Source organism: Arthrobacter sp. ISL-65 (genome assembly GCF_018613795.1).
GTDB lineage: Bacteria > Actinomycetota > Actinomycetes > Actinomycetales > Micrococcaceae > Arthrobacter.
Genome location: NZ_JAGGPN010000041.1, coordinates 61,499 through 87,258, shown reverse-complemented (window position 1 = coordinate 87,258; position 25,760 = coordinate 61,499). Strand labels below are relative to the sequence as shown.

The following is a 25,760-nucleotide window of genomic DNA, read 5'->3' as shown; positions in this document are numbered from 1 at the left end:
AGTCAGCTCAACGACCTCGTCAAGGATCCTTCCCTTCCGGACCCTGTCCCCGGCCCGATAGGACCTCGCCAGCTGCTTCGTCACGGCCTTGCGCTCAGCCATCGTCAATCCCATCCACCCGGCGTAACCCGCATCCGCCCACCCCGGCAACCGCCGACCCAGCCGGAGGATTATTAATGAGGCAACGTATCCCCCTTCGCGGAGGGTATTTACGACTCAACGCGCCCTGGCGTTGGAGAGTACGTAAGAGTAGGGTCGATAGGAGAAAACGGCGGCGATAGGCACAAGCCCGACCTGAGCGCCAGGGCGCGCTGGTGTTGGTTTCTTGAAGGAGCCGGCGATGGCTGGTTGGAATGCTGACACGGCGGCCGGCCCCTTGGGCGCCGGAGCCGTCACCCTGGTCGAGGGATCATCTTTTTGCATTTCCCTGGCGAACGGGGACATCCATCCCGAACATCCGCACGGTCTCTTCGTCCTCGACACCCGTATCCTCTCCGGCTGGAGCCTGACGCTCAATGGCCAACCGCTGGAGCCCCTCGCCGCGGAGACGAAGGAGCCGTACCGGGCACTGTTTGCCTGCCGCGTTGCCCACTCGGATGGATATGCGGATAGCCCGCTAATAGTGGAGCGGCTGCGCGAGGTCGGGGCCGGCATCCAGGAGCAGATCACCGTCCGCAACTACTCCCTGGAGCCGGCCGACTGCGTGGTCTCCCTAGAAATTGAAGCGGATTTCGCCGATCTTTTCGAGGTCAAGGAGGCGCGGGTCCAGCGGCGCTGGGACGAGACCCGCCACGCGCGCGGCGAGACGCTTAGCATTCTGGGCGTCTGGCAGCAGGTCCGGAAAGGCCTCACCGTCCAGGCCCCCGGGGCTGACGTTACTCCAGAAGCCCTGACCTACCGGATATCCGTTGCGCCGCGTGGTCAGTGGAGCACGGTACTCACCGTGACGCCCAGCACCGAGGGGGCCGCTGCCGCGGCGTCGTTCGTCCATGGTGACGGAGAGGGACTTTCCCCCCGGGACCGGCGCCGGCAAGAGTGGGTGGCGAAGATCCCCGTGCTGCAGATGGGTAACCGGTCGATCGAGCGGACGTTGCGGCGGAGTTACGACGACCTGGGCGCCCTCCGCATTGAGGATCCGGAGCACCCGGAGCGGGTTGTGGTGGCCGCCGGAGCGCCCTGGTTCATGACGCTGTTCGGCCGGGACTCGCTGTGGGCATCGTCAATGGCGCTGCCGGTGGATCCGTCCTTGGCCCTGGGGACGCTGCAGACCCTGGCAGACCGGCAGGGCACGGTGGAGGATCCGATGAGCGAGGAGGAGCCAGGCAAAATACTGCACGAAGTCAGGCTCGATGTCTCCAGCGGACTATCCCTTGGCGGCAAGTCCGCCTACTACGGCAGCGTCGACGCCACGCCGCTGTTCGTGGTGGTGCTGGGATCGGTGAGCCGCTGGGGCTTCGCCAAAGACACCATCGCCGCGCTGCTGCCAAACGCGGACCGTGCGCTCGATTGGATCCGGGACTACGGGGACCGAGATGGTGACGGGTTCGTCGAGTATCAGCGCCTCAATCCTCAGGGGCTGATCCACCAGGGCTGGAAGGACTCCTGGGACGGCATCAATTTTGCCGACGGGACCTTGGCCGAGCCGCCCATCGCGCTGTGCGAGGTGCAGGCCTACGTCTACACCGCGTACTTGGCGCGCGCCTGGATGGCGTACGACGCCGGCGACGTGGCACTTGCGGACGGGCTCGCTGAGCGGGCGGCCCAGCTGAAGAAACGGTTCAACGAGCAGTTCTGGATGCCAGAGCGCGGGTATTACGCCGTAGCGCTCGATGGCAGGAAACGGCAAGTCGATGCGTGTGCGTCCAACATGGGCCACTGCCTGTTCCTGGGCATCGTCGACGAGGACAAGGCCCCGCTGGTGGCCGAACGTCTGATGTCCCCGGAAATGTTCAGCGGCTGGGGCGTGCGGACCCTGGCAGCCGACATGGGCGCATACAACCCGGCGAGCTACCACAACGGATCGGTGTGGCCACACGACAACGCGCTCATTGCCGCCGGCCTCCTGCGCTACGGCTTCGTGGCCGAGGCACAGCGGATCGCCACGGCCCTGCTGGAGGCTGCCGAGTTCTCCGGCGGCCGGTTGCCGGAGCTGTTCTGCGGATTTAGTCGGGACCAGTTCACCGAGCCCGTCCCCTATCCCACGGCATGCTCACCGCAGGCGTGGGCAGCGACCACACCGATCCGCCTGGTGACGACCCTAATGCGGTACGACGCCCATGTTTCCCGCGGCAGCCTGTGGATGGATCCGGTGCTCCCGGCGTCCTTTGGTGATCTGCACATCACCAACGCCCCCATGGCCGGCGGCCGGATCACCATCGACATCGCCGACTCCGTCCCAACCGTCCAAGGGCTGCCCGAAGGCATGGTGTTCCACCGCGGGCACCGGCCGTGGATTAACGAACTCGTGGAGCAAGCCGCCCAACATCCAAGGGCCTAGCGAGTCGCTCTTCGAAACGAGCAAGTTCCGATGAGGAGTGAAGTGAAAAGGTGACACTTGATTCCACAGCCCGCCTGGCAAGGATCGAAGCCACGCGGGACCTGCAGGACGCGTTGGCGCTGTTCGATGAGCTGTCGGCCGTGAAGGTCGCTGAATTGCATGGTGCATGGAAGGGATCGGGGGTCGACACGGGCAACGCCTTCGACGGCCTCCTTGAAAAGTTCGGGTGGTGGGGGAAGCGGTTCGACGACGCCGACAACGCGCACCCTCTGGTCTTCGAAGACAAGCGCGGCAAGTTCAACGTGAACCCAGCCGGCTTGCCGATGGGGTTCGTGGTTCGGAATGCCGCGGTCTTGCACAACGGCGCGGTAGCGACTATCACCAAACGCGTTCTTCGACTGCGACGGACTCACGAGCCGCGTGCACGACTGCGGATGATCGAGTACCGCGGAGTCGTGACCGGGACAATGTCCTACGATGCGCTGCCGATCAACGATCACTTCCGAAAGATCGACGACAACACACTGCTGGGTGTCATGGACCTGCGGGGCGCTACCGCTCCGTTCGTCTTCCTTCTGCGACGGACGGGATCGGCGGGTGAGCTCGCGTGGAACCTCCGGTGAAGCTCACGGCTGCTGATCGTTCTCCTCTCATGGTGACCAGACAAGGTGCTAGACGACATTGATAAGGGCCTGGCGAAGAGGAAGCGTTTGGTCGTCCTGGGTGGACGAGCAATGCACGCGCTACGGCGCTTCTCTCCCCCAGTGGTCTGGGTCGCCGGATAGTGGGAGCACGACGCCCGTCGCCACCGGTCCCGCGAAGAGGTCACGAGCGCGGTTGTCGGCGACGCGCCGGGCGGAGATCCTCGACACACCGCGATCGCCGTGGTCGCTGAGATCGATTACGAAGGGACGACCGTTGATGCTCTCGCCGAGGTCGTTGGTGCCAGCAAAGCAAGGCTGTATCGGCACTGGGCAGACTAAGCCACGCTTGTCGTGGCAGCGTTCAACGAGCGCAGCGGCATCGATCTTGACATGATCGACACACAGGATCACTCCCAGAAGACATGCGCCAGCTGATGAGCTCGTTTACCAGGGCCAACGCAAGTTGTGTGCCGCTCCGGACTGCGGCTCGGTCAAGGCGCACAGGACAAGAACGTGGTGGAATTGCACTTTCGCCAATTCCCTTGGCAACGTTGAAGCCCCACGCGACCTGTTCTGGCAGGACGCCAGTCTGCCCACAACCCTCGCCGAACCTAGCGAGGCTCCGGCGGATGCTGTTTCTTGTCACGATTCCCGGCTAGGAATAGGTTGTCACACCCGCCCAGTCGGCTGGCAAGCCACAATTGGCGTCAATTGACTCTCGTGCGGCTGGCGTTGCTTATCGATTTCGTCCCCGGTGGTTGGAGCATGAGCCGTGCATGCCGGACAGAATCACGCCCTAACCTGACGCCCAGGATCTGTACCTCTTGACGTTCATCTGGGAAGCCCCTAGAACTCAATCCCACATGTACGAGGGTTGGAGGCAGTGGTGGCTGGTGAACGCATTGGGTACGTGTGGGTGAGCACGCTGGATCAGAACGAGAAGCGCCAGCTCTGCGGGCTAGTTCTGGACCGGGTGTTCACGGACAAGGCCTCTGGCAGGGACACTGCCTGGCCGCAACAACTGCTGGGCTTCGCCGCGACGGGGATACGGTCGTGGTGCACACTATGGACCGGCCGGCCCGCAAACTGGATGACTTGCGCCCTGGTGCAACGGCGGGCCCGCAAGGGCGTGAGGTATCGCCTTGGCGAAGCAGCGCGGCGCTTATAGAAGCAGCGCGGCGCTTATAGAGAGCGGAAAAAGATGCTTACTCCCGATCGGGCGGCGGAGCTGGTCCAGCGGGCCACTGCCCCGGCCGTACGTCCGACAAGCTTGACCATAAGGTAGGCGTCCTGGCCATAGGGACTTGGTGGTGGAGGGCTAGCGTGACCGGAACGATTCCGTTTGGTCAGGCCTTGGAGCCCCGGCGGTCAGGAACATCCCTAAGGGCAGCGCTGGCACCAGTTCCGAGCGTGCTGCCGGAGTAGTCCAGGTTTTCTTGGACCCAACTGTCGGACGCGGGAATGCCACCGGGAAGAATAGTGCCTACCTGTGCGAGACTGCTCCCTGCGAACCGGACCTGATGTTGGTCCAGCTCACGGGGAGCAGTCACATCGGCCCCCTTGTATCGTCCCCTTCTGCGGTGCAGACCGTTGAGTTCGGAGCTTTCGGCTTCCTCTTGCCTAGCCGATGCCGGACCTTACTGCCGGCCGATTCGGGCATAGGTCGCCGGCTTGGTCCGTCGGTAAACCACGGCGAGAACAATGCCGAGCACGAACAGGCCGACGATCAGCGCCATCAAAATGGTTGCGAGGACGTGGGAGCCGCCGACGAGGAGGGGGAAATTGACCCCCGCGAGGATCAGTCCGGACCCCAGGCCGATAAGTGACAAGGTCGGGAAGACGACTCGGCTCCACACCGAGTGCTGCCCGCCATGACGACGCAGATAGACCGGCACTGCGATACCTGTCACGAAAATCACTCCGAGGATCACGAAGCTGGTGATCCCGAGCAGAGCCGTATAGAAGTCGATGGCCCCTATGCCCGTGAAAATCACCACAAGGCTCACAACCAGGCCTGCACCACTAACGGCCATGGACGAGACGTGCGGCGAGCCGTGGCGAGCGTGCACCCTGCTCAGTTTCCGCGGAAGGATTCCATCCGCACTCAGATTGAAGGAGTATCTGGCCGAGATGTTGTGCGCCGCGAGGATCACCGCAAAGGTGCTCGTATTGACGAGGACGGTTGCGGCGTCCGCGAGGACTTTCCCGCCGAAGGCTTGCAGGCTCGCCGTCATCGAACCGGTCGGGTCAGCGGTAGCGGCTTCGACGACCGTGTCGAGGCCGATCGAGTTGATGAACAACAGTGCGGACAGGCCGTAGACGACCGTCCCTAAGGCGATCACGGCATAGGTGACGCGGGGAATCGTTCGGCTGGGATCTCGGACCTCCTCACGGAACAGGACGGTCACCTCGAAGCCTGCGTACATTCCGAGAGCGAAGAGCAAGCCCAGGGGGAAGGACCCGTCGAACCAGTGCATCGGGCTTAGCGGCGCTGCGGAGATGCCCTCATGACTCGCTCCGCCATTGACGAAGACCAGGACGTCGTAAGAGACGACGATGACGACCTCAAGGAACAGGAAGAGCGTCAGCACCTTTGCTGACAGTTCGACCTTGAAATAGCCGAGGACCGAGCTGCCCGCCCAGAAGATGCTTGCCCAGACGTACCAAGGGAGGTCTGGCCCGTTGAGGGTGCCATGTACCAACTCTCCCATTACGACACCTCCGAACACGACGCTTCCGGCGTAGGCGCTGAAGTAACCCAGAAGTGCCACCAGACCGGAGCCAAGGCCGATTTCCCGCCCGAGTCCGGCTGTGATCATCGAGTAGAAGCCGCCTGGCTTCGGCATAATTTTGGACATTCGCGTGAAGCCGACAGCGAACGCCCCCAGGATGGCCCCTGCAATGATGAACGACACTGGCGTGCCCAGGCCTGCCCCGCTGCTCACCATGATGGGGATGGCCCCGACGACGACGACCAGGGGGGCGTTGTACGCCACCACGCTGAAGAACAGCGCGAGGAACCCCATGTTGCCCTTCAGGTGTGGCTGGCTCTGTGGCGGCGCCTTAGTACCCACTGAACTCATTACGTCCATATTCGATTAGTACCTTCCTAAAAGAGAATTGTTGTCCCCGAGACAGGAGCCGCGCCTTCCGCGCGGTCCGACACGAGCGGCTGCTCCTTAGGAGTGCATAGTCACGGTCACAAGGGCCTGCTCGCTTGTTGGGACATGCATCACATGCCGATGGTCTGAATACGATGTTCGTCGCTTACTCATCTGCTGGTAACTAGTTGTTTTACCAACTAGCCTTTAGGACTTTGGCGTCCTCCCAATCGCGAACACCCGGCGCCCCGATATCAAGCTGGCAGCAGAAGCGGAGTTGCACGACTTTGGGCGCGCAGTAACGACGAGGTTCTCGACGTTACTGCGCTATCGACAGCTGCATCGCCGCTTCTGCTCTCATTGGGTCGGCCACGGCAGCAACAAATTTGGATTCGCTTCCAGCTGCCCGGCGTCACATCTGGGACGAATACATCCCGCTGCCCATAGACCACGGCATGACCCGTTCCGCAGGTCGAGCCACTCCGAGTTGACGCCGGTGGCGCTAGGAAACTGGTGGCTGCATACGGGATACCAAACGTGCTCGAGCTTGTAGAGCTCGTAGGCCTCGATTATGGGCACCCCAATCTCCCGGCAGCTCTAGAGGCGTTTTTCGTCGGTGACCCGGGCTACGCCCGCCGAAGTGGTATGGGCACTGGAATAGCCCCAAGTCCCTCTGCGTCGATTGGTTAAACCACTACTTGCCGAAGCATTTCACTTGGGGAAAAGTCGACTCATGCTGCTGACGCGACGGTGTTGGATTGGTGCACTGGACGGCAGCTCCAAGGTCACTCAAGAGCCTCAAGAGGCCACAGGATTTACAGTCGTCGAATACGTAGGACATAGGGAGGCCACCTGAGGGCACGTAATCAGAGGGAGCCGGCGGCGCTTAAGCCGATTCCGACGATGGCGCGCAACTGTCGTCGTCGGGGTGCTTGGCGTTGGGGTTTTTTACGCTTGTCACAGCGGCAGGCAAGGATTCACCATCGGACGCTCTCGCTCGCCACAAATGGTGAGTACCCGAAACGTTTCGAGCTCAACGCCCCAGCGGCAGTCCGGTAATCCACCGGACCTACGAATCGCTTATTCGGATGTCTCCGATCCGTCAACGTGGGCCAGGGATCGCTGAGTCCGGGAAGTACGGGGGCAACTGTAGACCCAGATGTTCAGCAGTGGGCCTTTTGAAAAAGTCGGTAACGACAGTGGGCCAGGGGCGATCACCCCACGTTTGATGCGGTGCACTTGAGCAAGGTAAGAGATCACGACCATATGAAAGGAAAGGTGATTCACCATGAACCATTCGCAGACAGCCACAATCGAGCTCGAACTTGTAGAGCTCGACCACTGGGGAATGATGACAGGCGACGACGACTTGGCGGACACGCTCCCGAGCAAGGACATTGCCACTTACGAGTTATCAGAAAACGACACGGTGTCCGAGTACCGCCTGACTTCCGAGTCGCTGCCGCAGGAAGGCATTCCCGCCGGGAAGTACTACCACTTCCGGTGGACCAGTCACACCGTCTATCCAGGCGTGACGAGCAGTGTCTACCTGTACCTGCCGCATGGTGCCGAGGAGGCGGACTCGGTCAACCTGATGGTTTGCCTGGACGGCCTGGAGTACGCCGGAGAGCAGTGTCGTGCCACCACGGTGCTGGACAACCTCGTGCATAAGGGCGAGATCCCCATGACCGTCGGCCTGTTCCACAACCCTGGGGAGACGGGACCGGGCTACCCGATCTACGGTGGAAGCACGAACCGTGGTGTCGAGTATGACACTGTCAGTGAGGACTTCGCCCGCTACCTCGTGGAGGAGCTGTTTCCCGTTATCCGGACCAAAGTCCGACTGACCGACGACCCAAAGGGCCGCGTCATCTGCGGCTTCAGCTCCGGTGGCGCAGGCGCCTTCACCGCAGCCTTCCACCGCCCCGACGAGTTCGGAAACGTGATCTCGCACTGCGGAAGCTTCATCAACATCCGCGGTGCACACAATCTGCCCAGCATGGTCCGGCGCACTCCGCGCAAGCCGATCCGGGTCTGGCACCAGTCGGGAAAGCGCGACGTCGACATCATCTACGGCAACATCCCCATCGCGAACCACGACCTCGACGCGGCCCTGAAGTATCGCCGCTACGATTCGATGTTCGTGTTTGGCAGCGGCGGACATACCCTCGGGCATGCTGGTGCGGTGTTTCCCGAAACCCTTCGGTGGATCTTCCGTGACCAGGTGGAAGACAAATGACTCAGGACATGAAAGCGCAGGAAATGAGCAGTGTTATGAACGCGGATGCTGAGGCGCCAACGTCAGTGCAGGTGGAATTTGACGTGCCCGCGCGAATGCGCGACGGCGTCGTGCTCCGGGCTGACGTCTACCGGCCGGCGGGGGATGGTCCTTGGCCGACGTTGGTCGTGCGTACGCCCTACAACAAGGCCGGCGCTGCGGACAACGTGTGGAATGGCTTCTCGCCGACAGAAGTGGCGCGAAGAGGGTTCATCATGGTCATCCAGGATGTCCGTGGACGTTATGCGTCTGACGGTGAATGGGAGCCGCTGCAACACGAGGGTGCTGACGGCGCTGACACAATTGCTTGGGCCGCTCAGCTTGCCGGCTCCAACGGGCGCGTTGGCATGCTCGGCGGCAGTTACTGTGGGAACACGCAATGGCAGGCCGCATTTCAGCAGCCACCCGCGTTGAAGGCGATCACGCCCCTGATGACGTGGACAGAGCCGCGTGAAGCCTTGGTGGCCCGCGGTGGTGCCACCCAGATATCGGTCATCGCGTCGTGGTCGCTGGCCGCCGGGTTCGACTGGTTGTCGCGACAGGGCCTGACGGGCGACGAGATGGCCGCCCGGTCTGCGGCCCTTATTGAAGACTTCGACAGTCTCGAGAAGGACGGCTACTGGGGATTACCGGCCACCGAGCTGCCCGTGCTACGTCGGCACCGCACGCCGGTGTTTGTGGAGCCGAGCGAAGCCAATGATGTGGAGGCCACACAGCACATGCGTGTCGCCGGGGGCCACGCGCGAGTCCAGATCCCTAGCCTGAACTCGGGAGGCTGGTTCGACACCTGCTTGCAGGGAACCATCGACAGCTACACGACAATGCGCGACCTCGGCCGGGAATCGCGACTGATCATCGGACCGTGGACGCACTTGGACTTCGGCAACCGGATCGGCGCGCAGGATTTCGGGATCATGTCCAGCCGGGACGCGGGGGCCCATCCGAATGGGAGCTGGAGCGATGAGGTGCTGGCGTTTCTCCGCGGTCACCTCACGGATGATGCACCTGTAAGAGCCTCGGCTCCGGTACGGATATTCGTGATGGGACGCAACGAATGGCGGGACGAGGAAGCTTGGCCTCTGCAGCGCGCCAGCACCGAGCGCTGGCACCTGCATGCCGATGGTGGCCTTGCCACGACCGCGTTGCCCATTGAGGCAGGGCCGAGTGAGATCGACTATGACCCGGCGGACCCGGTCCCCACGTATGGTGGGCCAATGGCGCTCACACCAGGACGGGGTCCTCATGACCAAGCGCTGGTCGAGTCGCGACCGGATGTGCTCGTCTTCACCTCAGAGGTGCTTGAGAAGGACCTTGAGGTGACAGGGCCGATCCGGGTACGGTTGCACGTCCAGAGCTCGACGCCGTCGACGGACTGGGTCGCCCGTCTCTGTGACGTGGACGCCGACGGGCGGTCTCTAAACCTGACCGACGGAATCCTCCGCATAGACAGCGGTGCAGACGAGGCTCAGGAGATCGAGATCGATCTATGGTCAACAAGCAATGTGTTCCTGGCCGGACACAGGATCAGGGTGCAGGTCACCAACAGTTGCTTCCCTCGGTGGGACCGAAACCTTAACACGGGTGACCAGAAGGGGACGGAGTTCGTCACCGCTCATCAGCGGCTCTACCACGACGCTCGCCGTCCGTCGTACATCGAGCTGCCCGTCGTCCCGGATCCAACTACACCTTCCGGGACCTAAATGACGTCAGGTCCTACTGTCCGGCACAGTAGGACCTGACGTCACTTATCTGTTGAGTGCGTGATTGCCGATAGCGGCCACTGGCCTTCAATGCGCGTCGCTGAACTGTTCAATCTTTCGGTGCCGACCGCTGCCCGGTGGGCGAAAACGGATACGGCAAGCCCAGGGAGCCGACATGTAGTATCGACGCTGCCGGCCACGGGCCTGCTCCCACCGCAGCGCGCTGCGGGCACAACACGGGGTCGTTGGACTGGGAACATCCAAGCGATGAGGACCGGCCAGGATCGCTTCCCATCGGCATTTGAACATTCCCACGATCCCCCGCGTCCTTCGTTGATATCACTGCCCTCCACGGACGCCACCGGAACCAGGATCCGCCGTGAACGCGACCGCCGGTATGAGTACCCGCTGTCGGGGAATGAGGCGTGTGGAACCTCGACGGCGGAGAGCGCCGGAGCCTGCTACGCGGCTATGCGAGTATCCACCAAACCGTGGATGATCGTTCCCGCTACGTCTGCTCCGGGATCCTCCCTCAGACCCAGGGCCGGCTTCGAGGACGTCATCCAGCGCACGTGAGGTCTCAAGCCCCGTCGCTGTTGGCCTGGAGATGGATGAGCAGTTGGAAGCCATGCTCTCCCCATCGTTGAACGCGCGGCTGACCCCGGGCTTACATTCGCGTGACCGGCCCGCACCGGATCGGCGATCGAAAGTTCACGCGCAACAGTCACAGCCCTGCGAAGGCCTCGCCAAGAATTAGGTCAGAACATCTAAATAGCGCCCTTAAACGCCAGCATCGCGCCAAATTCAGGTCGCGCCAATTTCAGAAGGAATCGCAATTGCTTGCAACCATTAATGCGCTCTTCATCGACGAATTTTGAGCTTATGGGCGAGACCACTGCGCGGTCAGCCTGGTTTATTGCCTTTACACCGCTGGCCGGAACTGCCCCTGGGAGATTTGGGCTCAATCGCGCTGCGTTTAACTCCAACCGCCAGCCAAGTGCTGAATTATCGCAGCTCTCGCGCCAGCCCTTCGTGCTGGCAGGTCAACCGACGGGGGCCCATTAGTGCCGCAGCGGCGCGTGCGCCATCCCCACCCAGGTTAAGTAGCAGAAGAGCACAAAGGGGATGCGGACGGAGTCCGCATCCCCTTTGACAGGACAGAGCGTCTACTCGCCCTAGAGCAAGCAGCCACGACCATTAGTTAAAGATACCAGCGAAGGAAACCTAGGATACAAGGATGGAGACCACCGCTGCGGCCGAGTCACCGCCCACCTGTCCCCCGGAATTCTGCGCCAGAGCGACCCTTGCCGACTCCCGTTGCCGTGCGCCCGCTTCTCCGCGCAGCTGGTGGACGAGTTCGAATATTTGAGCGGTTCCTGTGGCGCCAATCGGGTGCCCTCTGCTGAGCAAACCGCCGCTCGGATTTACAGAAATCCTTCCGCCAAGGTCCGTCGCACCGCTACGCAACAGTTCCGCTGCCGCCCCCGGCGCACAGAACTGCATGACTTCGTAATTGATCAGTTCGCCAGGGGCGGATGCATCGTGAACCTCTGCCACATGGACGTCTTCGGGACCAATCGAAGCTGCCTCGTAGGCCTCCTTCGCGGCTCGAGACGAAGCGTTTGGCTTCGTCGGATCCGCTGAGCCCGAAACAAGCGCCGAGCTGGCCACCCAAACAGGCCTGAATCTTGATAGCTTGGACGCCACGCGGGAGGAACACACGACTATCGCTGCTGCCCCATCGCCGATCGCAGAGCACATAGGAAGCGTCAAGGGTTCACTGATCATCCGGCTTGCCAAGACTTCCTCGACCGTCGTCTCTTTACGAAACTGCGCGAAGGGATTGAGCGAGGCAGCATGGCGACTCTTAACGGTTATCCGCGCAAAATCAGCTGGTGTCGTTCCCGTAGCGTCCATGTACCGGCGAGTACGCTCTGCATAGATATCCATGAAAATGGATCCGGTGCCAGAACCGACGTGCGACGGAAGTTCTTCTTCCTTGTCCACGGCTCCTCCGAACGCTGCGATGGAGACAGCCTTGTCTACATGGCTAAGCTTCTCCGCTCCCACCACCAAGACAACATCCGCCTGGCCACTTGCTACCGTCTGCCACGCCAGATGAAACGCCGTGCTGCCCGTAGCGCAAGCGTTTTCGACATTGATTATGGGCTTACCCATGAGGCCGGTGTTCCTAAGCGCGGCTTGGCCTCGAATCATCTCCTGCCCGGTGATGACTCCAGATGCTGAGTTACCGAAGTAGACACGGTCAACTTCCTCGGCGCCGATTCCGGCATCCTCCAGCGCTAGCCTCACAGCTTCCTCCGAGAGGCTTTTCACCGATCGATCAAGAAACTTTCCAAAAGAAGTCATTCCAATTCCAGCGATCGCTACGCGGTCGGTCATAGTTTCTCCAGTTCACTCTCTCAAATAAAACGAAAAGGCTCCGCTAAAGTACGGGTCGTTTGCTCAGGTAGCCTTAGCCAATTCTAGCACTTGCTGGTTGACAAACAAGTGTTTGGCTTAAGCCCCCTGGACGAGGGGCTCCGCTGCGACGCCCACAAGTGCCTGCTCGATCTGCGGCACACTCCACCGGTTACCGTTCTCGTATGTATCTACGACCCGCCATCCTTCGTAGACACCAATCAGATCACCCACCACGCGGAACATATGGCCGGAGAGGGCGCAGCGCTCAGCCGCCAGGAAGGCGACCAGCGGTGAGATATTTCCGGGGTGCCAGCTATCAAAATCCGTGTCGGATTCCGGCTCAGCGACCTGTTCACTGAGCCCCGGCGTGGACAGAGTCAAATGGGTCCGCGCCGCCGGCGCAATACAGTTGACCCGTACGCCATACCTCTTTAGCTCCTTCGACGCGACCTGCGTCATGGCAGCGATCCCAGCTTTCGCTGCGGCGTAGTTCGTCTGACCTGCCCCGGGCTCTAGACCCGCGGCCGAGGAAGTATTGATAATCGCCCTGTCAGCGGCCAACCCCAATTTTGATTGGTTACGCCAATACGCAGCCGCGTGCCGGCTGACAGCGAAAGTGCCCTTAAGATTGACGTCCACCACCGAGTCAAACTCCTCCTCGGTCATGTTGATCAATGTCCGATCCCTCATGATGCCCGCGTTATTCACCACCACATGGAGGTCGCCGAATTCCCGTACTGCGGTCTCGACCAGCCGCTGCGCGCCATGCCAGTCACTCACGCTGTCAGTGTTAGCCACGGCATCCCCGCCCGCAGCAATGATTTCAGCAACCACGTCATGCGCCGGACCGCTGTCCGCGCTCGCTCCCCCGACGTCATTTACAACTACCCGCGCGCCTTCGGCCGCAAACAGTAGGGCGTGCTCGCGGCCGAGGCCGCGTCCAGCGCCCGTCACGATCGCCACTCTTCCATCCAGAACACCCATAAACCGACTCCCATTCGTTCGATTGTTCTTTGACTACTCACCGCTGAAGCAAGAGATTCTCTAGCTAACGTGCGATAAACCTAAACTTCTGACTCCATCGGATTATTGCGCAACCGGCTCGACAGACTTCAAACGCCAGACTTGTAGAATTCAGCGGGTCTTAAATACATCAATATGTCACCGGCTGTCTGATGCTTAAAGCCTGCGGAACGGCCCCGTCAACAGTCAATCAATGATCTTTGCAGAAAAGGCCATATTCTCTTTGGAGAGGATACTGGGACAAAGTTCCTTGCCTATTGCCACAATCAAGCTTCGCTGAATCCATTGTCCCTATGCTTTATTTACCAATTAGGATGGCATTGGCCCAGTGTAATTTACCTGGTCGGCAGGAACGTGTCGCCAAGTATTTCCTTGTGCAGTCTCCTCCAGATAGTGGGCTGCGAGGCCGACCGACCGAGGTGCGACGAAGAAGATTCGCGTCGTCTCCCAGGTGAACCCGAGATCAAGAATGAGGGCGGCAATCGCGCCATCGATGTTGGCTGGAATCGTACGCCCAACCGCCTGAGCCAATTCATGTTCCAGATGGGCAAGCAATGACGAGTGATGAGAGAAAACTCCCTCCTCCTTGGCGAGATCCATCAGAATAGGAGTCCGCGGATCCGCACCATGCTGCGGATGACCAAACCCCTCGAGGGGCGAGCGCTGGGCCCTGCTGTCAGCCACAATCTCCTTGGCGGCTCGCTGCAACGCTTCGTCGGTGACCTCACCGTCATCGGCTATTCGACGAACAACCGACTGCAACTTCAATGCTAGTTGCTGACCGGCGCCACCCTGGATATCCCCGAAGGTCATCACTCCGGCCGCAATCCCTGCTTGGATAGGCACCCCGTATGAAGCGAGCATTCTGCTGATCGTACTCGAGGGGGATATTCCGTGTTCCATCACTGAGACGAGCAGAGCATCAAGAACGCGGGCTTGACCAGGTGTTGCACGGTTCCCAGTCAGAACAAGAAACATCATCTCAGAATATGAGGTACTCCCGATCAGTTGACTGAGGCGGTGCCCCCGAATAATTACGTCGTCCCTTTCGACTTCAGCTATGGCAGTTTCCCAAGCGTTGGTGTCTCTTGTAGTCATTCGAATTCCTCAATAGTAGGTTCATGTAAATCAGCAGCTTCACGCCCCGAATGGCACAGAGAGCGTCTGTGCACCGCGAGGCAACGGCTCCGCAGTGTGCGCTTCACGAGTGCGCGCAGCAATTCCTCTTAGACCGTCTTTGCAACGCGGATCGTCTTTCCTGGGGCCTGAGAACGAGCCAGCCGCACCTCGCGCACTACCCGTTCCTTTTGCCCATGTTCTGACTGTCTTGAGAACGAGCCATGCGACTCAGAATATCACTTACTGGTCAACAATCAAGTGGCGAGCCGCAATCTAGGTCACTGCAGCGGGCGGACCTATAAGGTCCTGGGCGGGAAAATTTAGGCCAGTATGGCCAAACACAAAAGGGGGCCTCGATACAGGCCAGCGCAGAAGCGGGCTCCACCGGGCATCGTTGTATGTGAATTAGCACTAGACCAGCGCCACACTGCGGCGATAAGGCCCCCAAGGATAGAAAAGCTGGCCGGCTGCTGTTCGGGAACATCGCTCCCCCGGATGGATTGGGGGCAAATTTCAGACCAGCAGCTACAGACTGACGGACAGGATCGGACCAGAGGGCCAACGGAATGGATGCTACTGCATGAAAAATCGCGCCAGAAAGCTCTGAGTTCGCTGGTGTGGAGGGTTGTCGATCACTTGTTCGGGAGCTCCCTGTTCCACGATTACAGCACCGTCCACCAAAACGACGCGGTCAGCCGGTTCTCGGGATTGCATCGTTTGCTTCCATTCCGCTGAGCATGCCGGGAATGCATCGTGTAGGTTCAAGGTCTGACCTCCGGTTGCCCCGGCAGGTCACCGACCAATGGCGCGACCGCGCACCATCACCTGTACCTCTTGATCGAAACCGTTACCCACCTAGGGGCTGCCTTCCAACAGCCTTCGATGATTCCTAGTTGCGCAACAAGTAATATGTTGTAACCTAGTGAGAAATCTAGCGTGTAGTGGCCGAAGAGAGACAAAGAGCCCACAAGTAGGGTCACTTATCTGCCTGTCTATGCCGCTAGCCGCCGTGCGGCCCTTAAGGGCCTGGGTATCATCCGCGTTTACTTCTCACGCTGGATCAACGCGGATGTAGCCGCGCCACGCTATGGCAAGGTCCTACCGCCACAGTAGAACAATGGATGCAGGAGCGGCAAAGATTGCGATATGTTCGTGAAATGGCTCCTTCAACTCCGAGCGTCGACAAGTCCTCGCCGGACGCCGAACCCGTCACCGCAGCCTCTCGCGGTTCCGGAGCGCCCACCTCGGGGCGCGTCGAGCGGCTCATGCGAACCCGACTGCGTGGCGCCGTGGACGGCACCGTACCGGAATGCACCGGTTCCATGGTCACGGGAGTCTGGTGCTTGGACCGGGAGGGGCGCCCCACGGGATTGACGGCCGCTTCCCTGCTGGACCAAACTCTCGCAACGTCTATCCGCGCCGCCGCCCCGGAGCTTACTTGGATGGTCACGACGGAGCTGCAATTAAACTTCCTGGAGCCGCCACCTGCTGACGGCACCGTGCTGGAGGCCTGGACCAGAAGCGGCTTCGTTGATCCCAGGGGAGGAGTGTCCTTTGGCACTCTTCGCGGACCTGACGGAAGGGAGCACGTACATGCCGTTGGTTGGTTCCAGACTGTGGGGCCCACGCCCGCCGGGGCACTTGACCATTTCCACCGTATGGGCGCGTTGCCCTTAGGGCCCGAATCCGACGTCGCGTTGGACAAGTTACTTGGCATGCGTTGTCCGCCGTCGAGCGCCGCGGACGGGAGACCAGCGAATACCGAGGGCCTCCTTCGGGGGCCGGATTTCCCTGCAGTCGATGAGTTCATGAATCGCAACGGGACCGTTCATGGAGGAGCCATTACCAAGATGGCGGGACTCGCTGCCCAAGCGGCCATTCCGGTCCCTCAAAATTTCGATCTCCAGTCCTTGCGGATGGTGTTTCTCCGCCCGTCCACTGGACCGATTGCTACTCGGGCACGAATCCGCCATACAGGCCGCTCTTTGTACATCGTGGACGTGGAGCTCTTCAGCAGCCGCACAACTCCAGGAAACCCGGCAACACATGCGCCAGACAATTTCCCGGGCGCGGACCTTGACAAGGCCTTCGAAAGCAAACCGGTCGCACAAGCCCAGGCAATCTTCCGTCCGGCCCGCTGACCGGCTATAGCCACGGGACGAAACGGGTTTACGCGAGGATCAGCGGTGACTGATAGGGGCCTGCCATTACCGAAAGGCGAGAGGCGTTGGCCAGCAACGGCGGTGATGATTTCGGTGCTGTGGACGTCGAAGAACATAATTGCCGTCTTGTCGTCGTTGTGCTGCACGGCCGTGCCGATATGCACTTTCCCATCCTAAACGTGGTTTCCAGGACGCAGGCGTTGTCAGGTTTACGTTCGAGGCTTCTTGAAAGGTCTGATTCCGTGGCAGGCCCTGTGTTCGCCATCGTCGCCGTCTGCGGTTGCTTGGACTATTTGGTGACCTTACCCATACGGGTTGCGACGGGTGTGGTGAACAGCGGTTGGGTCAGGAACCAGGCTGCGGCGATGACCAGCAGGGAGATCAGGAAGAGGACAAGACCCCACCAATCCACGATGTCACGGGAGCCATACATGTGGTTGAGGTTCCGTAATGCTCCGGTGAAGAACACCAGGAACACATGCACCACCGTAAACGCAACGAAGTAGAGCATCACCGGAAAGTGCAGTGCCCGCGCCCATTCCACCGGGTATATCTTTGTGAGGCGCTTGGCACGTTCGGGCCACCAAGTCGACATCCGGACGCCGGTCAGGACCGCCAACGGGGCGGCGATGAACACAGTGAGGCAGTAGGCCATCACCTGCAGGGCGTTGTAGTGCACCCAGCCGTTTTCTGTAGGCCAGTCCAACGAGGCATACTGAACGGCCGCTGAGAGCATGTTTGGGAAGATGTCCCAGCTCATCGGTACGATCCGCGTCCAGTGTCCGCTGACAAGTAGCAGAGCGATGAAAATCATCCCGTTCGCCACCCAGAGCACGTCCAGACACTGGTGCAGCCACTGGGACAGTGAAACCTTTTTCGGGCTATTGCCCTTTGGGGAGAAGAACGAGTCCTTCTTCGCCGTCCAGTAGCCGGGAGGCTTACGCTCCGTACGCACCTGGAGACCGGTGCGGATGATCAGAACGATGAAAAACATGTTGAAAAAGTGTTGCCAGCCCAGCCATGCCGGGATTCCGACCGGAGCGCCTTCCCGCTGCGACGCGTGCCCGCTGTACGACATAACAAACTGTTGCACACCCTCAAGGGTGCGCAGCCAGCGCGCGCCAAACACCACCAGTAGGCCCAGAACTAACAATACGGCGGTAGCCACGGCAGGCTTCCGCCATGCCGGGCCGGCCACGGTCGACTTACTTAGGGGGCCGCCCCCGGCCGCCCCCTTTGTGCCGAGGAGACGAGTCGAAGAGGTCGCTTTGGCCGGCAGTGTGACCAAACCCGTCTGGACGGCACCAGAACCGCCCCCGCCCGCAGAATCAGTCGATGGCCGCGCGACCTCCTGCCCTCCGGCCGCCTGTGGGGCAGCGCCCATCCGGCGCCTGCGTGCAGGAGCATGCTCAGCAGCGGACTTCAGTTGCTCGGGTTTCCGCGCCGCCCCCTCCCCCGGTAAGTCCATTCCCTGAAGCTGCGTCCTGTCGATCATCGCCGTGACGTCGTCGGTGGTCGCCGACGTCGTCATGGCCTTCTCTGCAATCTGAGAATCGGCCTGCTGTTGTTGCTGCAAATGCGTCTGTACGCTCTCCGCAGGCACGGGCTCGGCATCGGTGTGCTCAAGGGCCAGCGGCGTATATCCCCCCATGCGGCGCCGTTTCGGTGCCTGGCTGGGGTTTCGCTCGCTAGTCATATCTCTCGGTCCTTTACCTGGGTATCAGCTTCGGGTTCAAATGGTTGGAAGGGCTCCGTCGGACCACTGATCATGGTCCTGAGTGGAGTAGCAGGCTGCCGGCACGGGTCAGCTGCGTCGGTTGTTGATCTCTTCGATCAGTTGTGGGACCACAGTGAACACGTCCCCGACGATGCCGAAATCGGCGACATCGAAGATCGGAGCATCCTCGTCCTTGTTGATAGCAACGATCGTTTTGGAAGTTTGCATCCCTGCCCGGTGCTGGATCGCCCCGGAGATTCCCAGCGCCACATAGAGTTGCGGGGTCACCGTCACGCCAGTCTGACCCACCTGGTAGGACTGCGGCACGTACCCGGCATCAACAGCAGCTCGCGAGGCACCCACCGCGGCGTCCAACACGTCGGCGAGGTCCTCCACCAGGCTAAACGCCTCCTTGGAACCAACGCCGCGTCCGCCAGAGACAACGGTCTTCGCCCCTCTCAACACGGGTCTGCCTGCTTTCGCCGCGGCCTCGGTGGCCTCATCGATCCTAGCTCCGCTCGCCGTGGTGGTTACTATGTGCGCAGTCGTAACTTCAGGGGATGCGACGGCCTCGGCCCCGCCGTCAATGGAGCCCGGACGCACCGTGACCACCATCAGTCCACCTTCTACCGTCGACTCAGTTGTGAAGTCGCCGCCGAACACCGAATGGGAAGCAATGATCTCCTGGCTCTCCTCGTCAAAGCGAACCGCGACCGCATCAGCGGCTACGGAACCGCCAGTCACGATTGCGAGCCTGCCTGCCACAGCGTTGGAGTCGTTCGTCGCCGGCATCAACGCCAGGCCGGCCCCGTACGTATGTACCGCATCTGCCATGGCACCGACCTGCGCGGACCCCAGTTCGGTGGCGGCGCTCTCCGATTCGGCGAGGTACACGTGGGCAGCGCCCAAGGTCCCCAAGTCAATGGCCAAGTCCCCGGACCGCCCTGGGGCAGTAACTGCCACCGCTACGGGCGTGCCGAGGTCGGCAGCGAGCCTGAGCAGGCCAGCCGCAGTGGACTTCGGCGATCCCTCGCGGGTCGTCTCGATCAGGACCAGAACGTTTCCGGTGTTTGCCATGGTGTTTTCCTTCAGCTGTATAACTTCTGTGTCAAAGAGGGTGGCCAGTGTTCAGATGAGGCGGTTCCCCGCCAGGAACTCGGCCAACTGTGCTGCCGCAGTGCCGTCGTCGACAACCTTCGGTCCGGCCTGCCTTGCAGGGCGGGCCGACGCCGAGACCATCACCGATGCGACTTCCGGAGTTGCGGCGATCCCCAGATCAACGAGCGACCAACTCGTCAACGGCTTCTTCTTCGCCGCCATAATCCCCTTGAAGTTTGGAAAGCGGGCATCCGCCGACTTCTCCGTGACCGATACCACTGCTGGCAAAGCCGATGACAAGCGCAAAGCGCCGCCGTCCACCTGAGCGCAACCCGACACGGTATCCGGGGCGATTACTACCTCATCCAAGCCCGGAAGTACCGGCCACCCCAGGATCTCGGCCACCATTGCTGGGACCATTCCGCCTCGCCCGTCCGTGGCCGCATTGCCGGCAACGACCAGATCCACCCCTCCGAGCTTTCCGACGGCGGCAGCCAGCACCCGCGCTGTCCGCACCATATCGGAACCCGCCAGGGACTCATCCGAGACCAACACGGCGGAATCCGCGCCCATCGACAACAGCTTCCGGAGGGTCTTGCCTGCGTCCTCCGGCCCCATTGCGACCACCACAATTTCGGTATCTTTGCGCGAATCCTTTAGCTGAAGGGCGTTCTCGAGAGCCCGTTCATTGATTTCGTCCGGCACCGGCTCGGACGCACCGCGGTCCAGCATTCCGGTTTCCAAGTCGATCTTACGATCAGACCACGTGTCCGGAACCTGCTTCGCCAACACAACAATCTTCATGGAGAACCCTCCTCGGTGAGCTAACGCTTTCGCTTTTCATATTCCAATTTACGGGGAGTTGGCCACAAATACTAGTTGTTCAGCAACTATTTTCTTAGGACTGCTGACGCGATACCGGATTGCAAAGAAAACGAAGCGACAGACCGCCACCCCGAGTCAACGACCAAGAAATGCCGGGATGAGGCATTGGGCCTCAGCGGTAGCCATGCGCTCACCGATGGTCGCAGCCTCGCGTATGCCCACCTCCGCGCGCGAAAGGCCGGAACCTTCGCGCAGCATTCTTCGGACGTCGCCGAGCGCGCCAGGCGCACCGGCCATCCACGCAGTCACCACCTCGTGAGCGCGAGTCAGGGGGTCCACGACCACTTCCGTTACGAGTCCCTGGCTTAGTGCTTGATCCGCGCTCAGCGGCCGGCCGGACAGTGCAAAGGCCAGTGCGCGGTGCAGCCCCATGGCCCTGGGCAGGCTGGCGGAGCTACCACAGTCGGGCGTCAGACCAATGGATGGGTAGGCAAACACAAAGCTTGTACCTTCAGCTGCAATAATGACGTCGGCGGCAAGCATGATGCCAAGCCCTCCACCGGCAACGGCTCCATGGACAGCCGCCACCACGGGCTTCTGGAGGGATTCGAGAGCCTGCACAGCCGCATCAATCGTGGACGCCAGCTCTGAGAGGAATCGACCTTGGTCTGAGGACTCTGCGAACGCAGAAATGTCTCCACCGGCACAGAACCGCTTTCCGCTACCGGTGAGCAAGACCGCTTTAACCGAGTCGTCCTCCGCGACGCGGTCGACCGCCTCCCCGAGAGCCTTGGCTAGGGGCATATTTATAGTGTTGGCTGCCTCCGGGCGGTTGAGCTGCAGGTGTCCGACGCCGCCGGCAGTAGTCAAAGTTACTGGCTTAGGCATCAGATCCTCCGAAAGAGTGCTGCCAGCGCCTGTCCCCCACCGATGCACATGGTGACAATTCCGAGTTCCAGGTCCCGGCGTGCCATGTCCTTGGCAAGACGTAGCGTCAGGATCGCGCCAGTGGCACCGACCGGATGACCCAGGGCAATAGCTCCGCCGTAGGGATTGACCTGAGCCGGATCAAGGTCGGCGTCCCTGATGACAGCGACGGCCTGTGAGGCGAAGGCCTCGTTCAGTTCAATTGAACCGATATCCTTTGGGGTCGTGCCGGTCTTCTCGAACAAGGACCTCAGAGCCAGCGTGGGTGCGTACCCCATGAGTTCGGGTTCCATGGCGGCCGTGGCCACGGCCTCAAGACTAACCAAGCCCTTCAGACCCCGCTCCGCAGCCACGGACTCGCGAGCCAGGACGACGGCGGCGGCGCCGTCGTTGATGCCCGATGCATTGCCGGCCGTGACGGTCCCACCAGAGGCAAAGGCCGGACGCAATCGCGCCAAGGTCTCCATGCTTGTCTCCGGCTTGGGGTGCTCATCCTTCTCAGCTGTGAAAGGCTTCCGACCTGCGACATTGACTGGCGTTATTTCCTCAGCGAATGCGGCCTGGGCCTCGGGGGCAGCGGCGCGGCGTTGAGATTCGACAGCGAACTCGTCCTGTTCCATGCGCGAAACGTTGTATTTGCTGGCTACATTCTCGGCGGTAACCCCCATGTGGATGCCGTGCAGGGGGTCTGTGAGCATCATGACAGTGCCGTCGCTCAGGGACCGGTCGCCAAGACGGTAGCCTTGGCGCGCGCCGAAGTCGTAGTACGGCATCCGCGTCATGGACTCGTTGCCGCCAGCCAAGGCGAAGTCAAGCTGGTTCCACTGCATTTCCATGGCTGCCGACCAGATGGCCTGCAGGCCCGAGCCGCAGAGCCGGTTGACGTTGTAGGCCGGAACCCGTGTCGGCAAGCCTGCCGTTACCGCGACCCGCCGGGCATTGTACGCATCGGCCCCCACTTGGCCGATGCAACCCATGACGACTTCGTCGATGTCGTCGCCGGTAACACCGGCCCGTTCCAAGGCTGCCTTGCCGGCCGTTGCCCCCAGCACGTGGCCGGGGACATCCTTGAAGATGCCGCCGAAGCTGCCGGTGGGGGTGCGCGCACCGTCCAGGACGATGATTTTCTCCACGATAGGTTCTCCGTTGCTCTTAAGGTGAATTGCTGGTGTGACTAAGAAGGTGAAGACAAGGGGGGCACCTTGTCAGGATGGAAAAGTCCCTCTCCCAAGAGGGATCAGGGACCAAATTTTTGGAGTTCAAACCCACTGCGTGAAACTGTCCACTGTTTCCCGCGGCGTGACGAGTGTGTTCACGGCTGCTGACTCATCGGCATAGCCAAGTGACATACCGCAAACCAGCGTTTCATTCTCACCAGCACCTATGATCGGCTTAATTGTCGTCGCATAGTAATTCCATGCCGCCTGAGGGCAGGTGTGCAGTCCCCGTGCCCGGGCCATGAGCATGAAGTTCTGCAGGAACATGCCGTAATCGATAAGCGATCCTCGTCCCATGACGTTATCGACCGTAAAGATCAGCCCCACGGGGGCATCAAAGAAGTGGTAGTTACGCTGTAGCTGTGCGTGCATCTTGTCCTTCTCGCCCCTGCCGATGCCGAGAAGGTCATACAGGCTCCAGCCGTTCTGGCGCCGTCGGTCGATGTACGGTGAGACCCATTCTGCCGGGTAGAAGTCGACCTTGTCGCGGTGCGTCGCGGCCAGGTCCGGATCAGAGAAGACCGCGTCATCCACCGCGCACACCTGCTTGACGAGGTTATCCCGCTGATCACCCTGCAGCACATACACCTTCCACGGTTGCGTATTCGTGCCGGATGCGGCCTGGCTGGCGACGCGGAGTATTTCCTGGATGTCGCTTCGGGCAACGGTCTTGTCCGGAAGGAATGCCCGGCACGAGAAGCGGCTCTCGATGGCGGCTTCCACACTTGCGGGGTCCTGCACTTCAGTCGTGACGCGTGATGATATCAACGCAATTCTCCTAGCACCGTCTAGATTTCAGTAACTCTTCCTGAACGCCTTCATTGGCATTCAGGTGGACGCTGGCAGAACGGGCCAGTACCTCAGCGATAACCCTGCGGAGCCCGACCCGCTCGTGCCACGTCATTTGTAGTCTTTCCAACCAACATTTTCATATCAGCGCCGTTTCGGGAGCTCAGACGGTGCCCGCCTTGCGCAGTCCTGCGATCTGCTCGGCGGAGAGGCCTATAAGTTCGCTCAAAATCTCGTCAGTGCTCGATCCCAGTTCGGGAGCTGGTCGCATCGCAGGAGCTGGCGTCCGGTTCAGCCTTGGCTGCGGTGCTGGCATTTTCAGCGCACCATGGCGAGGATTCTCGACGGTGGCGATGGTGCCCCGCGCTTGATACTGGGGGTCGCCGACGATGTCCTCAATCGAGTAAATGAGGGAGTACGCCAGTCCCTTTTCGTCAAGGATCCGGCAGAGTTCCGGAACGGGCATCGACTTGATCCACTCCCCAACCAGTCGATTTATCTCCTCGATATTGGAGATGCGATTCGGGTGCGTGGTGAAGCGCTCATCACCGATCAGTTCCGGCATTGCTTCGCACAGGCGGCGGAACATGCGGTCCGAGGATACTGTCAGGACGATATGGCGCCCATCAATCGTTTCGAAGTGGTCCCCCGGTGCAGCCGCGAAATGGAGGTTCCCTGTGCGCTCCCGCTTGTCGCCAAACTTATCGAACGCAGTCACCATCACGTCCGTGAATCGGAAGACAGTTTCATACAGCGAAAGGTCGATCTGCTGGCCTTTACCGCCGCGGACGTCCCTGTTGTAGAGGGCAACCATAGTCCCGAAAGCTGCAAGCACCGCTGTCTGGTAGTCAGCGATGGCAACGCCGACCTTCACCGGAGCCCGGTCAGGGTAGCCCGTCGCGTTCAACACCCCGCCCAGCGCCAGACCCATTCGGTCATAGCCCGCTCGGGGGGCATACGGGCCAGTTTGCCCATACCCGGAGACGCTGAGCATAACCAGCCCGGGGTTGACCTGCTCTAAGTCTTCCCAGGCAAGGTTCCACTGTTCCAAGGTCCCTGGACGAAAATTCTCCACCAGGACATCGGCGCTCTTCACTAACTCCTTCAGGATCCGTTGCCCCTCGGGTTGACGTAAGTCCAGCGTGATCGATTTCTTGTTGCGACCCTCGACGTTCCACCACAAGCTCTCACCGTCGCCCAAGCTCGGGCCGATATGACGCAAAGTGTCTCCCTTGCCGGGTTGCTCGACCTTGATCACCTCAGCACCGAAATCGGCCATCAGAGTTGCAGCGACCGGCCCTGCGACCATGGTGCCCACATCGATCACTCGTATGCCTGACAACGGCCCTTTGTCATTAAGTTCCATAGATCTCATTCCTCAAATCATCAATACGCAGGTGAATGGGTACTGTCCGGGAAGTACCACCGACTATTTACCCTGGAAATGCGGAGTGCGTTTTTCCCGGAAGGCCGCCAACCCCTCGACACGGTCGGCGGAGTGACTGTAGAGGTTGACCAGCGCCCGTTCGTAACGCAGTCCGATGTGTGCCGGCTGATCCAGTGAGTCATTCAGGGCCTGCTTCATTTTTGCCAAGCCCAACGGGCTCTTTCCGGCAAGCTTGCTGGCCAGCGCCGACACCGCGTCGTTGAGGCCCTCGTCTGGGATCACTTGGCTCACCAGGCCCATCGCCAGCCACTCGTGGGCCGCCGGCATATCGCCCGTGAACATCAGATATTTAGCATTATTGAGGCCGACCTTCCGCGGCAAACGCACCGTGGCCCCAGCCCCAGGGAACATCGCATAATTCGAATGAGCGTCCCCGAGGACCGCCGACTCCGCCGCGATGACAGTGTCGCACGCCAGCACCAGTTCCAGACCACCAGCAATAGCAATGCCGTTAACCGCCGCGATCACAGGTTTAGTGCACTCCTCGATCAAATTTGTGAGTTCACCAATTCTCTTTACAAATCGGGCACCGCTTTCGGGACTGCGCTTTGCACTGTCCTTGAGATCCGCGCCCGCGCAGAAAGCCCTACCCGTACCTGTGAGGACGATAACTCGCACCTCTGGATCTTCGTCGGCTTCTACTATGACCCGGGTCAGATCATCTACCATCGACGCGGTGAGCGCATTCAGTGCCTGCGGCCGGTTAAGCCTGAGCCACAGAACGTGGTCGCTCTGCTGCAGTTGAAGTTCGTCCGTCTCCGTTGACAGTTCAATTGTCATTCTTTTTTGCCC

General features: G+C 60.8%; 18 protein-coding genes and 1 pseudogene. 7 read left to right on the top strand and 12 right to left on the bottom strand.

The genetic code is table 11. From position 1 onward, the window contains the following. The first annotated feature begins 340 nt into the window (after nucleotides 1-340). The 4 genes and pseudogenes from J7I85_RS18510 to J7I85_RS26005 all read left to right on the top strand — a co-directional run bounded on the left by J7I85_RS18510 (nucleotide 341) and on the right by J7I85_RS26005 (nucleotide 4,426). On the top strand, nucleotides 341-2,497 hold the full coding sequence (locus J7I85_RS18510; protein WP_214854798.1) for a glycogen debranching N-terminal domain-containing protein: 2,157 nt from the start codon (nucleotides 341-343) through the stop codon (nucleotides 2,495-2,497). Between the two features lie 50 nt (nucleotides 2,498-2,547). Continuing rightward, complete coding sequence (locus tag J7I85_RS18505) at nucleotides 2,548-3,120, top strand: DUF4334 domain-containing protein (RefSeq protein ID WP_214854795.1); 573 nt, start codon at nucleotides 2,548-2,550, stop codon at nucleotides 3,118-3,120. 261 nt (nucleotides 3,121-3,381) lie between these two features. After that, nucleotides 3,382-3,480, top strand: a complete 99-nt coding sequence (locus tag J7I85_RS26010) for a TetR family transcriptional regulator (RefSeq protein WP_214854792.1) — start codon at nucleotides 3,382-3,384, stop codon at nucleotides 3,478-3,480. 547 nt (nucleotides 3,481-4,027) lie between these two features. Next, a pseudogene (locus J7I85_RS26005) lies at nucleotides 4,028-4,426 on the top strand (recombinase family protein). A 352-nt stretch (nucleotides 4,427-4,778) separates the two neighbouring features. Here J7I85_RS26005 and J7I85_RS18495 read toward each other — a convergent pair. After that, a complete protein-coding gene (locus tag J7I85_RS18495; RefSeq protein WP_214854789.1) occupies nucleotides 4,779-6,233 on the bottom strand; it encodes an APC family permease in 1,455 nt (484 codons plus the stop codon). Between the two features lie 1,297 nt (nucleotides 6,234-7,530). Here J7I85_RS18495 and J7I85_RS18490 point away from each other — a divergent pair. Continuing rightward, nucleotides 7,531-8,481 carry an esterase family protein gene (locus tag J7I85_RS18490; protein WP_214854787.1) on the top strand — a complete coding sequence of 317 codons (951 nt, stop codon included), beginning with the start codon at nucleotides 7,531-7,533 and terminating at the stop codon, nucleotides 8,479-8,481. Continuing rightward, a complete protein-coding gene (locus tag J7I85_RS18485) occupies nucleotides 8,478-10,220 on the top strand; it encodes a CocE/NonD family hydrolase (RefSeq protein WP_214854784.1) in 1,743 nt (580 codons plus the stop codon). The genes J7I85_RS18490 and J7I85_RS18485 overlap by 4 nt, the downstream gene beginning before the upstream one ends. A 1,224-nt stretch (nucleotides 10,221-11,444) precedes the next feature. Here the strand turns inward: J7I85_RS18485 and J7I85_RS18480 are convergent. The 3 genes from J7I85_RS18480 to J7I85_RS18470 form a co-directional block, all read right to left on the bottom strand. After that, nucleotides 11,445-12,623, bottom strand: coding sequence for a thiolase family protein (locus tag J7I85_RS18480; protein WP_214854774.1), 1,179 nt, complete (start codon nucleotides 12,621-12,623; stop codon nucleotides 11,445-11,447). Nucleotides 12,624-12,740: 117 nt separating this feature from the next. Next, nucleotides 12,741-13,628 carry an SDR family oxidoreductase gene (locus J7I85_RS18475; RefSeq protein ID WP_214854772.1) on the bottom strand — a complete coding sequence of 296 codons (888 nt, stop codon included), beginning with the start codon at nucleotides 13,626-13,628 and terminating at the stop codon, nucleotides 12,741-12,743. A 348-nt stretch (nucleotides 13,629-13,976) separates the two neighbouring features. Then, nucleotides 13,977-14,765 carry a citryl-CoA lyase gene (locus J7I85_RS18470; protein ID WP_214854764.1) on the bottom strand — a complete coding sequence of 263 codons (789 nt, stop codon included), beginning with the start codon at nucleotides 14,763-14,765 and terminating at the stop codon, nucleotides 13,977-13,979. Nucleotides 14,766-15,907: 1,142 nt separating this feature from the next. On the opposite strand from J7I85_RS18470, the gene J7I85_RS26000 reads away from it, so the two are divergent. Continuing rightward, nucleotides 15,908-16,927 carry an acyl-CoA thioesterase domain-containing protein gene (locus tag J7I85_RS26000; RefSeq protein WP_374102495.1) on the top strand — a complete coding sequence of 340 codons (1,020 nt, stop codon included), beginning with the start codon at nucleotides 15,908-15,910 and terminating at the stop codon, nucleotides 16,925-16,927. 310 nt (nucleotides 16,928-17,237) lie between these two features. Here the strand turns inward: J7I85_RS26000 and J7I85_RS25760 are convergent, their stop codons facing one another. From J7I85_RS25760 to J7I85_RS18430, 8 genes are all read right to left on the bottom strand, one after another. Next, complete coding sequence (locus tag J7I85_RS25760; RefSeq protein WP_308159543.1) at nucleotides 17,238-18,644, bottom strand: cytochrome b/b6 domain-containing protein; 1,407 nt, start codon at nucleotides 18,642-18,644, stop codon at nucleotides 17,238-17,240. A 108-nt stretch (nucleotides 18,645-18,752) separates the two neighbouring features. Then, complete coding sequence (locus J7I85_RS18460; RefSeq protein WP_214854761.1) at nucleotides 18,753-19,742, bottom strand: electron transfer flavoprotein subunit alpha/FixB family protein; 990 nt, start codon at nucleotides 19,740-19,742, stop codon at nucleotides 18,753-18,755. Between the two features lie 51 nt (nucleotides 19,743-19,793). Then, nucleotides 19,794-20,567 (bottom strand): electron transfer flavoprotein subunit beta/FixA family protein, encoded by a 774-nt coding sequence (locus J7I85_RS18455; RefSeq protein WP_214854758.1) that lies wholly within the window; start codon nucleotides 20,565-20,567, stop codon nucleotides 19,794-19,796. A gap of 156 nt (nucleotides 20,568-20,723) precedes the next feature. Continuing rightward, a complete protein-coding gene (locus tag J7I85_RS18450; protein ID WP_214854747.1) occupies nucleotides 20,724-21,476 on the bottom strand; it encodes an enoyl-CoA hydratase/isomerase family protein in 753 nt (250 codons plus the stop codon). After that, nucleotides 21,476-22,651 (bottom strand): thiolase family protein, encoded by a 1,176-nt coding sequence (locus J7I85_RS18445; RefSeq protein ID WP_214854836.1) that lies wholly within the window; start codon nucleotides 22,649-22,651, stop codon nucleotides 21,476-21,478. Before J7I85_RS18445 ends, J7I85_RS18450 begins: the two co-directional genes overlap by 1 nt. A gap of 123 nt (nucleotides 22,652-22,774) precedes the next feature. Next, nucleotides 22,775-23,455, bottom strand: a complete 681-nt coding sequence (locus tag J7I85_RS18440; protein ID WP_214854744.1) for a nitroreductase — start codon at nucleotides 23,453-23,455, stop codon at nucleotides 22,775-22,777. Nucleotides 23,456-23,684: 229 nt separating this feature from the next. Next, nucleotides 23,685-24,887 (bottom strand): CaiB/BaiF CoA-transferase family protein, encoded by a 1,203-nt coding sequence (locus tag J7I85_RS18435; RefSeq protein ID WP_214854741.1) that lies wholly within the window; start codon nucleotides 24,885-24,887, stop codon nucleotides 23,685-23,687. Nucleotides 24,888-24,950: 63 nt separating this feature from the next. Further along, nucleotides 24,951-25,748, bottom strand: a complete 798-nt coding sequence (locus J7I85_RS18430; RefSeq protein ID WP_214854738.1) for an enoyl-CoA hydratase/isomerase family protein — start codon at nucleotides 25,746-25,748, stop codon at nucleotides 24,951-24,953. Between the last annotated feature and the right edge of the window lie 12 nt (nucleotides 25,749-25,760).

Bases quoted from the DNA above. Each gene is read 5' to 3' on its own strand.
- J7I85_RS18510 (WP_214854798.1), top strand. From the start codon at position 341: ATGGCTGGTTGGAATGCTGACACGGCGGCCGGCCCCTTGGGCGCCGGA.
- J7I85_RS18495 (WP_214854789.1), bottom strand. From the start codon at position 6,233: ATGGACGTAATGAGTTCAGTGGGTACTAAGGCGCCGCCACAGAGCCAG.
- J7I85_RS18490 (WP_214854787.1), top strand. From the start codon at position 7,531: ATGAACCATTCGCAGACAGCCACAATCGAGCTCGAACTTGTAGAGCTC.
- J7I85_RS18485 (WP_214854784.1), top strand. From the start codon at position 8,478: ATGACTCAGGACATGAAAGCGCAGGAAATGAGCAGTGTTATGAACGCG.
- J7I85_RS18480 (WP_214854774.1), bottom strand. From the start codon at position 12,623: ATGACCGACCGCGTAGCGATCGCTGGAATTGGAATGACTTCTTTTGGA.
- J7I85_RS18475 (WP_214854772.1), bottom strand. From the start codon at position 13,628: ATGGGTGTTCTGGATGGAAGAGTGGCGATCGTGACGGGCGCTGGACGC.
- J7I85_RS18470 (WP_214854764.1), bottom strand. From the start codon at position 14,765: ATGACTACAAGAGACACCAACGCTTGGGAAACTGCCATAGCTGAAGTC.
- J7I85_RS26000 (WP_374102495.1), top strand. From the start codon at position 15,908: ATGCAGGAGCGGCAAAGATTGCGATATGTTCGTGAAATGGCTCCTTCA.
- J7I85_RS25760 (WP_308159543.1), bottom strand. From the start codon at position 18,644: ATGACTAGCGAGCGAAACCCCAGCCAGGCACCGAAACGGCGCCGCATG.
- J7I85_RS18460 (WP_214854761.1), bottom strand. From the start codon at position 19,742: ATGGCAAACACCGGAAACGTTCTGGTCCTGATCGAGACGACCCGCGAG.
- J7I85_RS18455 (WP_214854758.1), bottom strand. From the start codon at position 20,567: ATGAAGATTGTTGTGTTGGCGAAGCAGGTTCCGGACACGTGGTCTGAT.
- J7I85_RS18450 (WP_214854747.1), bottom strand. From the start codon at position 21,476: ATGCCTAAGCCAGTAACTTTGACTACTGCCGGCGGCGTCGGACACCTG.
- J7I85_RS18435 (WP_214854741.1), bottom strand. From the start codon at position 24,887: ATGGAACTTAATGACAAAGGGCCGTTGTCAGGCATACGAGTGATCGAT.
- J7I85_RS18430 (WP_214854738.1), bottom strand. From the start codon at position 25,748: ATGACAATTGAACTGTCAACGGAGACGGACGAACTTCAACTGCAGCAG.